Source organism: Microbacterium pygmaeum, assembly GCF_900100885.1.
Taxonomy (GTDB): Bacteria; Actinomycetota; Actinomycetes; order Actinomycetales; family Microbacteriaceae; genus Microbacterium; species Microbacterium pygmaeum.
Map to the genome: position 1 here is coordinate 1,349,277 of NZ_LT629692.1, position 13,750 is coordinate 1,363,026.

General features: G+C 68.1%; 14 protein-coding genes. 11 read left to right on the forward strand and 3 right to left on the reverse strand.

Going from position 1 to position 13,750, the window contains the following annotated elements:
* Window positions 1–18 precede the first annotated feature (18 nt).
* The 5 genes from BLT19_RS06225 to BLT19_RS06245 all read left to right on the forward strand — a co-directional run bounded on the left by BLT19_RS06225 (window position 19) and on the right by BLT19_RS06245 (window position 4,461).
* Window positions 19–1,074, forward strand: coding sequence for a polyprenyl synthetase family protein (locus BLT19_RS06225; RefSeq protein ID WP_091487779.1), 1,056 nt, complete (start codon window positions 19–21; stop codon window positions 1,072–1,074).
* A gap of 23 nt (window positions 1,075–1,097) precedes the next feature.
* Window positions 1,098–2,471: an FAD-dependent oxidoreductase gene (locus tag BLT19_RS06230; RefSeq protein WP_091487781.1), complete on the forward strand. Its 1,374-nt coding sequence runs from the start codon at window positions 1,098–1,100 to the stop codon at window positions 2,469–2,471.
* 51 nt (window positions 2,472–2,522) lie between these two features.
* Window positions 2,523–3,560: an alpha/beta hydrolase gene (locus BLT19_RS06235; protein ID WP_091487784.1), complete on the forward strand. Its 1,038-nt coding sequence runs from the start codon at window positions 2,523–2,525 to the stop codon at window positions 3,558–3,560.
* A gap of 284 nt (window positions 3,561–3,844) precedes the next feature.
* Window positions 3,845–4,177 (forward strand): DUF7882 family protein, encoded by a 333-nt coding sequence (locus BLT19_RS06240; RefSeq protein ID WP_091487786.1) that lies wholly within the window; start codon window positions 3,845–3,847, stop codon window positions 4,175–4,177.
* Between the two features lie 29 nt (window positions 4,178–4,206).
* Window positions 4,207–4,461: a hypothetical protein gene (locus BLT19_RS06245; RefSeq protein WP_091487789.1), complete on the forward strand. Its 255-nt coding sequence runs from the start codon at window positions 4,207–4,209 to the stop codon at window positions 4,459–4,461.
* Between the two features lie 2 nt (window positions 4,462–4,463).
* Here the strand turns inward: BLT19_RS06245 and BLT19_RS06250 are convergent, their stop codons facing one another.
* A complete protein-coding gene (locus BLT19_RS06250; RefSeq protein WP_091487791.1) occupies window positions 4,464–5,225 on the reverse strand; it encodes an EAL domain-containing protein in 762 nt (253 codons plus the stop codon).
* Between the two features lie 168 nt (window positions 5,226–5,393).
* Between BLT19_RS06250 and BLT19_RS06255 the strand changes: the two genes are divergently transcribed.
* The 6 genes from BLT19_RS06255 to BLT19_RS17545 all read left to right on the forward strand — a co-directional run bounded on the left by BLT19_RS06255 (window position 5,394) and on the right by BLT19_RS17545 (window position 10,786).
* Window positions 5,394–6,206: an alpha/beta fold hydrolase gene (locus BLT19_RS06255; protein WP_231917819.1), complete on the forward strand. Its 813-nt coding sequence runs from the start codon at window positions 5,394–5,396 to the stop codon at window positions 6,204–6,206.
* On the forward strand, window positions 6,203–7,585 hold the full coding sequence (locus tag BLT19_RS06260) for a sensor domain-containing protein (RefSeq protein WP_091487796.1): 1,383 nt from the start codon (window positions 6,203–6,205) through the stop codon (window positions 7,583–7,585). Before BLT19_RS06255 ends, BLT19_RS06260 begins: the two co-directional genes overlap by 4 nt.
* A gap of 18 nt (window positions 7,586–7,603) precedes the next feature.
* A complete protein-coding gene (locus tag BLT19_RS06265; protein WP_091487799.1) occupies window positions 7,604–8,815 on the forward strand; it encodes an NAD(P)/FAD-dependent oxidoreductase in 1,212 nt (403 codons plus the stop codon).
* Between the two features lie 81 nt (window positions 8,816–8,896).
* Entirely contained in the window at window positions 8,897–9,352 is a 456-nt protein-coding gene (locus BLT19_RS06270) for an SRPBCC family protein (RefSeq protein ID WP_091487802.1), read from the forward strand.
* Window positions 9,353–9,380: 28 nt separating this feature from the next.
* Window positions 9,381–10,562, forward strand: a complete 1,182-nt coding sequence (locus BLT19_RS06275) for an alcohol dehydrogenase catalytic domain-containing protein (protein ID WP_091487804.1) — start codon at window positions 9,381–9,383, stop codon at window positions 10,560–10,562.
* Between the two features lie 50 nt (window positions 10,563–10,612).
* Window positions 10,613–10,786: a hypothetical protein gene (locus BLT19_RS17545; protein ID WP_157681771.1), complete on the forward strand. Its 174-nt coding sequence runs from the start codon at window positions 10,613–10,615 to the stop codon at window positions 10,784–10,786.
* On the opposite strand, the gene BLT19_RS06280 is transcribed toward BLT19_RS17545, so the two are convergent.
* Together BLT19_RS06280 and BLT19_RS06285 are read right to left on the reverse strand one after the other, a co-directional pair.
* On the reverse strand, window positions 10,783–11,739 hold the full coding sequence (locus BLT19_RS06280; protein ID WP_091487807.1) for a manganese catalase family protein: 957 nt from the start codon (window positions 11,737–11,739) through the stop codon (window positions 10,783–10,785). The genes BLT19_RS17545 and BLT19_RS06280 overlap by 4 nt on opposite strands.
* A gap of 168 nt (window positions 11,740–11,907) precedes the next feature.
* Window positions 11,908–13,617, reverse strand: a complete 1,710-nt coding sequence (locus tag BLT19_RS06285) for an ice-binding family protein (RefSeq protein ID WP_091487809.1) — start codon at window positions 13,615–13,617, stop codon at window positions 11,908–11,910.
* Window positions 13,618–13,750: the final 133 nt, after the last annotated feature.

Consider the following 13,750-nt stretch of genomic DNA (forward strand, 5'->3'; position numbering starts at 1 on the left):
CCCCGGTAGGCTGAACGGGTGACTCCCTCAGCGCCAGGCTCGCGCGTCGCGGGCAAGCTGGGACTCGCGGACCGCACTTTCGCCGGTACGAGATCCCGCAAGCTGGCCTCGGCGGTCGAATCCGGGCTCGAGCGCGTCGACCGCAACCTCGCGCTCGAACTGAGCGTCACCGACGCGGTCGCCGATTCGGCCAGCCGCTACCTCTACGAGGCCGGTGGCAAGCGCGTGCGGCCCATGCTGGCCCTCATCACCGCGCAGCTGGGCGACGGCATCACCGACGACGTCATCGACGGGGCGAGCGCGCTGGAGATCACCCACCTCGGCACCCTGTACCACGACGACGTCATGGACGCCGCCGACAAGCGCCGTGGTGTGCCCAGCGCCCAGACGGTGTGGGGCAACAACATCGCCATCCTCACCGGCGACCTCCTCCTGTCACGGGCCAGCCAGATCATGTCGCGTCACGGCGAGCGGGCGACGCGCGTCCAGGCCGACACCTTCGAGCGCCTCGTGCTCGGGCAGATGCACGAGACGATCGGCCCCCAGGAGGGGGAGGATCCGGTCGCGCACTATCTGAAAGTCCTCTCCGACAAGACCGGCTCGCTGATCGCCGCGGCCGCGCAGGTCGGACTCATCTTCGCCAACGGACCGCGCGAGCTCGAGCAGCCGCTCGTGCTGTTCGGTGAGAAGGCGGGGGTCGCGTTCCAACTCCTGGACGATGTCATCGACCTCTCCGACGATCCGGACGAGACCGGCAAGGTGCCCGGCACCGACCTGCGTGCAGGCGTGCCGACGATGCCCTATCTGGTGCTGGGACAGCTGACGGATGCCGCATCCGTCGACCTCCGTGCTCGCATCGACGCGGGTGTCGAGCGCATCGCGCAGGGTGAGGACGCGTCGATCCTGGATGCCGAGCTGGACGAATTGCGGCGGCACCGGGCCACGCAGGACACGCTGGACCTCGCCAGGGCGTGGTCGGACGAGGCCGTCGCGGCGCTTCAGGCATTGCCTCGTGGTGCCGTGCGCGAGGCGCTGACGCGTTTCGCCCAGGCTGTCGCCGACCGCTCGAGCTGAGCACAATCGAGAAAGAGATTCACATGACCAAGCTCCGGCTGGCCATCGTCGGCGCGGGCCCCGCGGGCATCTACGCCGCCGACATCCTCCTGAAGGCCGAGCGCAAGTTCGACGTGTCCATCGACCTGTTCGAGCAGCTCCCTGCGCCGTACGGGCTCGTTCGCTACGGCGTCGCGCCCGACCATCCGCGCATCAAGGGCATCATCACCGCCCTGCGCGAAGTGCTGGATCGGGGTGACATCCGGCTGTTCGGCAATGTGCGGTTCGGCGAAGACATCACGCTGGATGACCTCAAGCAGCACTATCACGCGGTGATCTTCGCCACCGGGGCGATCCGCGACACCGACCTGGACATCCCCGGCATCGACGCGGTCGGCTCCTACGGGGCCGCGGACTTCGTGAGCTGGTTCGACGGCCACCCGGATGTGCCGCGCGAGTGGCCGCTGGATGCGGCATCCGTCGCCGTCATCGGCAACGGGAACGTCGCGCTGGACGTCTCGCGGATGCTCGCCAAGCACGCCGAGGACCTGCTGCCCACCGAGATCTCCGACAACGTGCACGCGGGCCTGGCCGAGAGCGCCGTCACCGACGTGCACGTGTTCGGGCGGCGTGGCCCTGCGCAGGTGAAGTTCACTCCGCTCGAACTGCGCGAGCTCGGCGAGCTTCGCGATGTCGACATGGTCGTCTACGACGAGGACTTCGACTACGACGAGGCCTCGAAGGCCGCGATCGCCAGCAACAAGCAGGTGCTCGTCATCGATCGGGTGCTGCAGTCGTGGCGCAAGCGGGATTCGGTCAACAACGCCGGCGGCACCGCGTCGCGCCGTCTGCACCTGCACTTCTACGCTAAGCCGCACGAGGTCGTCGTCGATGACGAGGGTCGGGCCTGCGCGTTCCGGTGGGAGCGCACGCGGCCCGACGGCGCGGGCGGGGTCACCGGGACCGGCGAGTTCCGCGAGATCCCGATCCAGGCGATCTACCGCGCGGTCGGCTACTTCGGCTCGCCCCTGCCGGGTGTGCCGTTCGACAAGCGGCACGGTGTGATCCCCAACCACGAGGGTCAGGCGCTGCGGAAGGATTCGAACGACCGGGTCCCCGGCGTCTACGCGACGGGCTGGATCAAGCGCGGACCCGTCGGCCTCATCGGCCACACGAAGTCCGACGCCATGGAGACAGTGCGTCACCTCATCAACGACCAGGGCTCATGGTGGCAGCCGGCCGATCCGTCGGAGGAGGCCATTCCGGCGCTGCTCGCCGAGCGCGGCGTGCGCTGGACCGACTTGGACGGCTGGCACCGCCTCGACGAGCACGAGATCGGGCTCGGCGAGCCGCACGGTCGCGCCCGCATCAAGGTCGTGCCGCGCGACGTGATGATCGACGTCTCGCGCGGCGAGTAGCGACCTCACGCCCCGCATCGACGTGAAGGTGATCTGGCTAGGCTGATCGCCATGGTCGATCAGTGGCAGCCGGATGTCCTCGGGGAGCCATTCGAGCAGCTGACTCTGCCGCTCGGTGAGGACGACCAGGGCCCGGTCGTCGCGACGCTCGTCCGCAGCCGCGCGCACGCCGCTCCGCTGGGCGGGATCTTCGGAGATCACCGCTCGTTGCACGACATCGACGTGCTGTACGTGCACGGATGGTCGGACTACTTCTTCCAGCGCAGTCTCGCCGCCTACTGGACCGATCGCGGCGCGGACTTCTATGCACTGGACCTGCGCAAGTACGGGCGGAGCCTGAGGCCCGGCCAGACGCCCGGGTACATCACGAATCTGGCCACCTACGACGAGGACATCGCCGCAGCGCTCGCCGCGATGGGCAGGACCATCGACGATTCATCGAACGGTCGGCGATTGGTGCTGCTGGGGCACTCGACCGGTGGGCTGGTGCTCAGCTTGTGGGCTGCCGGGCACCCGGGTGCCTCGGACGCCCTGATCCTGAACAGCCCGTGGCTGGAGTTCCAGCTGAACGCTGTGGCACGCACCGCCGTCGCGCCGATGGTGGGGCTGCAGGCGCGGCTGCGGCCACTGGACACGTTGCCGCAGGTCGACTTCGGCTTCTACACGCGCGCGCAGCGCGAGGCGCGCGGCGGGGAGGATCTCGACGTCAACCTCGAGTGGCGTCCTGAACAGACGATGGCCGTCCACGCCGGCTGGTTGAGCGCGATCCTCGCCGGGCACACGCGGGTGGCGGCCGGGCTGCACATCCAGGAGCCGGTGTGTGTGCTGCTCTCCGAGAAGTCGGCGGTGCCGAGCCGATGGTCGGACGAGCTGACGCGCGCCGACACGGTGCTGGTCGTCGACGACATCGCGCGGGCCTCTCTCCGGCTCGGGAGTTCGGTGACCGTCGAGCGGATCCCCGGTGCGCTCCATGACATCTTCCTGTCCCGTCCCGACGCGCGCGACATCGCCTATGAGCGGCTGGACCGCTGGGTGATGGGATGCCTCGGCACGAAGCGCCTGCCGGTGTCGCCGGGCCAGTACGCCTAAGACGCGCTGCGGCCCGAGGTGTGTCACAACTCCGCCTGAAGGCGGGTGACCGTGCATGCCGACTCCGGAATTCCGCGGTGCTCTGTGGGAGTGCGCCGGATGTGGAGGAGGAGTTACGACACACCGGCTCCCGGTCACCGGGTGATACGGAGGGTCTGTGATGCGGGGGAACCCGCGCAAGGGGTTGACGCGGCCGCGCTCCTATCTGTCTGCGCCGCCGTGCGCAAGCCTGACGGAGCGGCCGCTCGGCCATGACAGACTGTCCGAGGGCTATGGGAGGTTCAGTGGGAAAGTTGATCTACGGCGCACCGACGTGGTCGGTGGAGTTCGAGGACCGGGCGCTCGCGCATCTGCGCATCGTCATGATCGCCAAGCTGCGGCGTGCGGAGAGCTTCTCGTTCTCGTGGAAGTTCGATGCCGCCTACGGCAGCGGGCGCAGCTCGCTGTGGCTGCACCCGGCGATTCCGCTGCAGTTCGAGTTCTACGGCGGCCGCGAGCCGGCGCTGAACCGCGCGTGGATCGAAGAGCTCATGCTCACGGCCAACAGCCCTGGAGGCCTGGAACTGGTTCCGGAGCCGGGCGTCGCAGACACGGGGAAGACCAGCCCGCGCCCGTAGCGGGCGGGATGGCATTACGAGAGGTCGCTATGACAAGCATCAACAGGCTCACCGTCGATGGCCGTGACTACTTCCTGCCGGACCCGGTCACCGAGTTGCGCGAGAAGATCCTCGATGCGATCCGCGCCGGAGGCGGCTACGTCAACATCCCGCCGCTGCGCTCGGGCCCGGGTATCGACATCCTCTTCTCGCCGGGCATGCCCGTGGTGTGGACACGCATCGACGTGGGCGGCGAGAACCCTGAAGACGTACCCGCCCCCGTGGCGGAATATCCCGAGATCTGACCTCAGGCGGCCAGCAGGGTGTCAACGTCGTCGACGCCCATCGGGGCTGCGAACAGGTAACCCTGTACTCGATCGCAGCCGAGGTTCCGCGCCAGATCCAACTGGGCATCGGTCTCGACACCTTCTGCGACCACACGCAACCCCAGGTCGCGAGCCCGCTCCACCGCTTCCCAGAGAATCCGCCCCGAGGCTTCGTCGGCGGCTTGGATCAGCGAGCGGTCGAGTTTGACCTCCGACAGCGGCAGCATGTTCAGTTGCGACAGCGAGGCGTGGCCGGCCCCGTAGTCATCGAGCGACACCCCGACACCGGCCGCGCGCAGCATCCGCAACCTCGGAACGATCTGGGCGATCTCCAGCGCGGGAACGGACTCCGTGATCTCGAGCGTCAGTGGTGCTGCGGGCACGTCGTGCGCCGCGAGCTGCTCGATGAGGTAGTCCGGGAATCCGTCGGTGGCCAGCTGCAGCGGCGAGACGTTCACAGCGACGTCGACGGGATGCTGCTGCCCGTGCCACCGCTCGATCTGGGTCAGGCACTCGTCGAGCATGAACCTGCCCACCCCGTGGATGACGCCGCTCTCCTCGGCCAGTGGAATGAAGACGTCCGGCCCGACGGCCTCTCCGGTGGACCGACTCCACCGACAGAGCCCCTCGACGCCGAGGACGACCCCCGTCAGCGGGTCGACCTGCGGCTGGTACACGGCGTAGATCTCGTGCCTGAACAGCGCCGCGTCGAGCTCAGCGGACAGAGTCGTCAGATCAGGCATGCTTCTATCTGGAACCTTCGATCGAACCCGGACAAGTCCCCACACCGCCCGTGAGATGAGCGTATAGTCCGCTCAGCAGTCGCGTCGCGACCACCTCGTCGTGGATCGATTACGATTTCCCCTGGGTCCGTCTCGCACACGGCGATGCGTCGTTCTTCGGGAGAATCAGTGATTGCTACGACGACGGAGCGCGTTCTCCGCCGCAACAATGTGACGGTCAGCGGCAATCCCGCCGGTCGCGTGCTGGTCTTCGCACACGGATACGGGTGCAGTCAAGCCGCCTGGAATCTGGTCGCCCCGCAGTTCGAGCAGGACTACCGCGTGGTGCTCTTCGACCACGTCGGCGCCGGCGACTCGGACCTCTCCGCCTACGACCGCGGCAAGTACGACTCGCTGCACGGCTACGCCGACGACATCCTCGAGATCCTCGCCGCACTGCAGGTCAGTGACGTCGTCTTCATCGGACATTCGGTGAGCGCGATGATGGGCGTCCTGGCGGCCAACCGAGATCCGTCGCGCTTCGGTTCGCTGATCCTGGTCGGGCCCTCGCCGCGCTACGTCAACGACGACGCGTATCACGGCGGTTTCGAGCCGGCCGCGATCACGGGGCTGCTCGACGCGCTCGATGCGAACTACCTCGGCTGGTCGGCGAGCACGGCGCCGATGATGATGGGCAACGCCGACCGGCCGGAGCTGGGCGATCGGCTCACGCGGAGCTTCTGCAGCACCGACCCCGACATCGCGCGTCATTTCGCGCACGTCACCTTCCTCTCCGACAACCGCGCAGACCTGTCGCGGGTCGTCGTGCCCACGCTCGTGCTGCAGTCCACCGACGATGCGATCGCGCCGCTCGAGGTCGGCCAGTACGTGCACCGCATGATCCCGGACAGCAGCCTCCAGGTGCTGCGCACGACGGGGCACATCCCGAACCTGTCCGGTCCGGACGAGCTCGCGGAAGCAATCCGCGCCCACCTCGAATGAACGCCGCGGACTACGAGAAGCTGTACCGCCAGGCCCCCTGCGGACTTGTGAGCACCACACCGGCGGGCATCGTCGTGAACGTCAACGACACGCTGACCGCGTGGACCGGCTACCCCGCGGAGGACATCGTCGGCCGGCCCTTCACGTCCCTGCTCGACGCCGGCAGTCAGATCTTCTTCGAGACGCGGCACACGCAGATCCTGCACCTGCGCGGCGCGGTCAAGGAGGTCGCGCTCACGTTGCGCCGAGCGGATGCCTCGGCATTGCCGGTGCTGATCAATTCAGTGCTCCTGGCCGATGAGGAACCAGCCGTGATCCGCACCGCGATCTTCGACGCCACCGATCGACTCGAATACGAGAGCGAGCTGCTGCGGGCGCGACGGTCGGCCGAATCATCCGAGGCGCGCGTCCGCGTCCTGCAGGACGTGTCGAGCCTGTTCGGCGTCAGCGTCAGCGACGAAGATGTCGCACGAGCCTTCGCCGACGTCGCTCGCGTCGCCTTCGACGCGACTGAGACGACGGTGCTGCTGCGCGACGACGAAGGCTTTCTCCAGGCGGTGGCGGGCGTCAATCCCCTGGCCGGCACCGTGCCCCCGATCGACTCGCTGCGCAACACGCTCGCCGAGATCGTCGTCCACGCGGATGACGTCGAGGTGGAGCATCCGCTGCTGGCCGCCGGCATGCGCAACGCCCGCCTCGAGTCGCTCAGCATCACCCCGTTGACCAACGACGCCGACCACCTCGGCGTGCTGGTCTGCTTCTTCGGCCGGCGCCGCGACTTCGACGAGCACTTCTTCGAGCTGCAGCGCGCATTGGGCCGGCAGGCTTCGCAGACCCTGGTGCGCGTTCGGTTGCAGCGGAAGCTCGAGCATCTCGCCCTGCACGATGCGCTCACCGGCCTCGCGAATCGGGAACTGCTGCAGCGCGGGATCGACGCCGCACTCGATGATGCGCAGGAAAGCGGCGAGCCGCTGTCGATCGTGTTCCTCGACGTCGACGAATTCAAGTCGGTGAACGATCGCTGGGGGCACGCGACCGGCGACGCGGTGCTGCACGAGCTCGCCGTCCGCCTCAGCGCGGGGGTCCGCAGCGACGACGTCGTCGCCCGCATCGGCGGCGATGAATTCGTGGTGCTGTGCACCGCCGCTGATCTCACCGCTGCCGCGGCGATCGCCGATCGCATTCTCAACCTGACGCGCCGAGCGCTCGTGATCGACGGGACGCCGATCCACGTGTCGATGAGCGCCGGCGTCAGCACCTACCAGCCTGGGCAGGACCCGCGTCCGACCAGCGAACACCTGCTCACGCGAGCAGACGGAGCGATGTACCGCTCCAAGGGATCCGGCAAAGACCGGGTCACGATCGACTCACCATCCTGAGTCAGTAAGGACCGTGCCATGCCGGTAACCGACGCCGCCCGACGTCCGACTTCCCACAGCGTGCTCGTGATCGGAGGCGGCAACGCCGGTCTCTCGGTGGCCGGCAGGCTCCGCCGACTCGGGGTCAAGGACATCGCGGTCATCGAGCCGCGCACCGAGCATCTGTACAAGCCGATCTTCTCCCACATCGCGGGCGGGACCGCGCCGGCGAGCAAGGCGGTGCGCAGCCAGAGGTCGGTCACCCCGAAGGGGGTGGAATGGATCCAGGATGCTGTCACCTCGATCGATCCCGACGCCGACACCGTCACGCTGGCATCCGGCTCGGTCGTCGGCTACGACCACCTGATCATCTGTCCCGGCATCCAGAAGGATTGGGACGGCATCCCCGGCCTTGCCGAGGCGATGCGCACTCCGGAGGGCATCTCCAACTACGAGTTCGACCTCGCGCAGAAGGCCTCCGCCCGCCTGCGCGACATCACCCGCGGCACGGTGGTCTTCAGCCAGCCCGCGGGTCCCGCCTCGTGCGCCGGGGCAGGCCAGAAGCCGATGTACCTCGCCTGCGACTACTGGCGTGCCCGCGGCATCCTGTCCGACATCGAGGTCGTCATGCTCGTCCCCGACGAGACCGTGTTCGGCATGCCAGACATCGACCGGGAGCTCAACCGGAAGATCGCGGAGTACGGCATCACGCTGCGGACGCAGACGACGCTGGGATCGGTGGATGCCGCGAGCCGCACGATCGTCACGGAGCATCCCGTGCGCGGCAGTGAGACGCTCTCGTACGACCTGCTCAGCGTCGAACCGCCGCAGTCCGCGCCGGACTGGCTCGTCGGCAGCGGCCTGACGGACGCGTCAGGATTCGTGGACGTGGACCCGTACACCCTACGCCACCCGCGGCACGGAAACGTGTGGGCACTCGGTGACGCAGCGGCTACCCTCAATTCGAAGTCCGGCGGAGCGCTGCGCAAGCAGACCCTCACGCTCGCGAAGAACCTCGTGGCGGTGCTGCGGGGCGAGCCGATGCCCGAGCGGTACAACGGCTACTCGGTCTGTCCGTTCACGGTCTCGCGGTCGACCGTGGTGTTCGCGGAGTTCGACGATCAGTATCGGCCGGTCCCGAGCGTCCCGTTCTGGAAGGGCTTGGCTCGCGAGCGCCGCCTCACGTGGGTCTTCGACCGGCACATTCTGCCTTGGGTGTACTGGCACATGATCCTGCAGGGTCGCGCGTGACGGGATGTCAACCCCTTCGTCCGATCCGCCGCGTCCGGCTGAATGGGAGGGAACACATCCCCCTATGAGCAGGAGCTTCCCATGGCACAGATCATCGAGACCATCGACGTGGACGTCCCCGTCAGCACCGCCTACAACCAGTGGACCCAGTTCGAGAGCTTCCCGCACTTCCTCGATGAGGTCGAGTCGATCACCCAGACCGATGAGACCCACACGCACTGGAAGGTGAAGGTCGGTCCTGTCGAGCGCGAATTCGATGCGGAGATCACCGAGCAGCACCCGGACGAGCGCGTTGCCTGGAACAGTATCGGCGGAGACACCGAGCACGCGGGCGTCGTGACGTTCCACAAGCTGAGCGACACCACCAGCCGGGTGACCGTGCAGCTGGACTGGGAGCCCGAGGGATTCCTCGAGAAGGTCGGCTCGCTCGTGGGTGCCGGATCACACGCGGTGAAGAAGGACCTCAAGAACTTCAAGGAGTTCATCGAGAAGCAGGGCAGCGAGACCGGCGCCTGGCGCGGCGACGTCGAGGCCTGAGAACGATCGACGGTATCGGGATCAGTCGATGAAGGCACTCACCTGGCAGGGCAAGCGCAAGGTCACGGTCGAAGAGGTTTCCGATCCGGTCATCGTCGAGCCGACCGATGCGATCGTGAAGATCACATCGTCCGCGATCTGCGGCTCCGATCTCCACCTGTATGAGCTGTTCGGGCCGTTCATCGACAGGGGCGACATCCTCGGCCATGAACCGATGGGTGTCGTCGTCGAAGTCGGCGCCGATGTCACGCAGCTGGCGGTCGGAGACCGCGTGGTCGTGCCGTTCAACATCTCGTGCGGGCATTGCTTCATGTGCCGGCGCGGGCTCCAGTCCCAATGCGAGACGACCCAGGTGCGCGAGTACGGCAGCGGTGCCGCGCTGTTCGGCTATACCAAGCTGTACGGACAGGTGCCGGGCGGCCAGGCCGAGTACCTCCGCGTGCCGCTCGCGGATTACAACCACGTCCGCGTCGGCGATGACCTGCCCGATGACCGCTACCTGTTCCTCAGCGACATCCTGCCGACGGCCTGGCAGGGGGTCAATTATGCCCGCATGCCCGATGAGGGAACGCTCGCCGTGATGGGACTCGGCCCGGTCGGGCAGTTCGCCGCGCGCGTCGGCGTGCACCTGGGCTACCGCGTGCTCGCCGTCGACCCCGAACCCGCGCGGCGGGAGATGGCCGAGCGGCACGGCGTGCTGACGTACGACCTGACTGACACGGTCATCGAGGAACTGCGCGACCTCACCGACGGGCGCGGGGCGGACGGCGTGGTGGATGCCGTGGGCCTCGAGGCGCACGGCAACCCGGGCGTCAAGTTCGCGCAGAGCGCGGTCGGGCTGCTGCCCGACCCGCTCGCCCAGAAGGTCCTGGACACCGCCGGCATGGACCGGCTCGCCGCCGTCTACGCGTCGATCGACCTGGTCCGCCGTGGCGGGACGGTTTCCCTGAGCGGCGTCTACGCCGGCGACGCCGACATCCTTCCGCTCAAGACCATGTTCGACAAGCAGATCTCGCTGCGGATGGGGCAGTGCAACGTCAAGCGGTGGATCGACACGCTGCTGCCGCTCGTCGAGGACCCGGCAGACCCGCTGGGTGTGATGGATCTGGTGACCCATCACGCCCCGCTGGAGGATGCGCCCGGACTGTACGAGACGTTCCAGAAGAAGGAGGACGGCTGCATCAAGGTCGTCCTCAACCCTGCGGGCTGACGGCTCGCCGTCAACTTGCCATTCGCCGCCCCGTCGAGGAAACTTCCACTATGAGCACCGTCCTGGCCTTCGTCGTCTCGTTCGTCCTGTTCATCGGCGGGATGTTCCTCTTCGGGTTCGCGTTCTCATTGACGGCGTGGCAGGGGCCGGTGTTCGTCGGCGGCATCCTGGCGGTCAGTCTGGCCCTGGCGATGCCGGCCCACCTGCTCACGCGCGCCGACTAGTCCGTCGAGAGCTTTCCGAACGTCGCATCGATGTCGGCCATCTCCATGGCGGCGGTGGCCTCGATCAGGGCGATGAGGTCCTTGTCCGCACCGGGTGAGAACTCCTCAGGTCGCTCCACCGCGATCTCGATGGGCACTCCGGCGGGCGCCTGCTCACTGGCATCCAGTTGCGTGCCGTCGCCCGACGGCGACATCCCCTGGAAGATCTTTCCCGCCTCGGACTGATCGCCCAGGTCGAAGGAGAACTGCTTGCCCTGCAGGCCGAGGTCGACGAGCCGCTTGACTTCGGGGAAGCGTTCGGCGTTGGTCTTGGGGATCGGCAGTGTGCCCTTCCAGTTGACCCCGAGGGTCTCGAGTGCCTTCGCATAGGCGTTCTCGTGTGCCTGGTCGCGCACGATCAGGTAGGCGATCGTGGAACGCGCCGTCTTGTTGTCGGTCATCTCGTACAGCCGGCACTTCTGCAGGCGGCCGGTGGATTCCAGCATCAGGTTGTACAGCAGATCCAGCACCAGATTGCCCGAGTTGTACACGTAGCTGCCCAGCCACGGGTTGCCCGCCGCGTCCACCGGAAGGGCGCCCTGTGCGCCCACGAGGTAGTGGTGGATGTTGCCGTGGTCCAGGGCGATGCTCAGCGGTGTCGCGCCGTCCAGGCCGGGCTTGTCGATCGGGTCGCCCTTGCGGCCGTGATAGCCCGGGGCGCCGTCCAGCAGCCGTGCGATCGTCGTGCCGATGAGCTCGACGTGGCTGATCTCCTCGGTGCCGATGCCCTGGATCAGGTCCTTATACGGCTTCGCCGAAGGGCCGCGGAAGTTGATCGACTGGAAGAGGTATTGCATCATCGTTCGCATCTCGCCGAACTGCCCGCCCAGGCCCTCCTGAAGGGCGTTCGCGGCCGCGGGATCCGGCTCGTCCTGCTCGATGGGATTGATCAGATTCTGCAGATGGAAGTACATGTCTTGCCTCCGGGGGATTGGTGTACTGCCAACCCTCGCGGGTGTGTGCGCGAAGTCATTCGGGATGGACTCTGCTTCACACCCGGCGTATCCTTGCACGTCCTCGCGACGGCCACGCCCAGAACGCGCCGCCCGCAGGTGCGCGGGCGACGCGTTCGAGGTGCTGGATCAGCTGCGGTGCGCGAGGCGGCGCCGTGCCGCCATTGTGCACACCAGGATTCCGCCGACTGCGCAGAGCCCCAGTGCCGAGATCAGGATCCACATGCTGGATCCATCACTGCCGGTCGCTGCGAGGGTGTCGCGGGTCGAGCTGCGTGTTGCCGTGCTCGTCGACGTGTCCTGTACCGCGGGGCCTGCGCCCGAGGAGGGGCCGGCGGGTCCGGCAGGGCCGGCAGTGCCGGGTGCGCCGGCGGGTCCGGCAGGGCCGGCGGTTCCCGGTGCACCGGGGGCGCCGTCGTCACCGGGGGTTCCGGGTGCGCCGGGGGTTCCGGGTGCGCCGTCGTCACCGGGTGCGCCGGGTGTTCCGGGTGCGCCGTCGTCACCGGGGGTGCCGGGTGTTCCGGGTGCGCCGTCGTCACCGGGGGTGCCGGGCGCTCCGGGGGTGCCGGGTGCTCCGGGGGTTCCGGGTGCGCCGTCGTCACCGGGGGTGCCGGGTGTTCCGGGTGCGCCGTCGTCACCGGGGGTGCCGGGTGCTCCGGGGGTGCCGGGTGCTCCGGGGGTTCCGGGTGCGCCGTCGTCACCGGGGGTGCCGGGTGTTCCGGGTGCGCCGTCGTCACCGGGGGTGCCGGGTGCTCCGGGGGTGCCGGGTGCTCCGGGGGTTCCGGGTGCGCCGTCGTCACCGGGGGTGCCGGGTGTTCCGGGTGCGCCGTCGTCACCGGGGGTGCCGGGTGCTCCGGGGGTGCCGGGTGCTCCGGGGGTTCCGGGTGCGCCGTCGTCACCAGGGGTGCCGGGAGCTCCCGGTGTCCCAGGCGTTCCCGGCTCTCCGGGGGTTCCGGGTTCTCCGGGTGCGCCGGGTTCTCCGGGTGCGCCGGGGGTTCCGGGTGCGCCGGGGGTTCCGGGTGCGCCGGGCTCACCCGGTGTTCCAGGCTCTCCAGGCGTTCCCGGGGGGCCGGCCGGGCCGGGCTCGCCGTCGTCGCACCGCGGGTCGGTGAACACGTTGTTGTCGAGTGTCACTGAACCGGTGCGCGCAAGCGCCCGGCCCTCGACCGTGGTACCGGTGGTGACCGTGACCGAGGTGAGCGCCATGATTGTTCCGACGAATTCCGAGTCCGTGCCGAGGGTGGCCGAACTGCCGACCTTCCAGAACACGTTGCACGCTTGCGCACCGTTGATCAGTGCGACGACGCTGCTGGAGGCGGTCGTCAGCTCCGAGCCGACCTGGAAGACCCACACCGACGAGGAGTCGCCTTGGCCGTCCAGCGTCAGCGTTCCGGTCAGAGCGACGGTCGATGCCGAGAAGTAGACGCCCTCGACGAGGGTGAGGCCGTCCAGCACGCTGACGGTCATGTCCGGGGCCTGTGCGGCCGCGCTGTTGTACGCCGTGGTCAGGTCGATCTGCGCCTGCTGCGCATGCGCGTCGGTCGTGTGGGTCGTTCCACCGACGACCTTCCCCGGCGGGAAACCTGTGATCGACGTGCCCGGATAGACCCCCAGGTCTCCGCCGAGCGTGCTCGGCCCGGTGTTGGTGACGGATTCCGCGCCCAGCACGACGTACGAATCGGCGGTGCCGAGTCCGACGGAGGTGACCGCGTAGGCACCGGGGATGGCGACGGTCAGACCCGCCACCGTCAGACCGATGGTGAGCAAGGCGGCAGCGCCTGCTCGATAGGGACGCCGGGCAGGAGCCTGCCTGGTGCGAGTGGACGTGTGGGGCTCCATGGGAACCGTCTTCTCATCCCCAGAGATGCGGGGGAGCACAGCCCGAAATGAGCCAATCCTCAACGTAGGGCGCACCCGCAGTGCCGCATAGGAAACTCCAAGATCCGCCGAGTTGTCATCGCGGGGCTGTGAA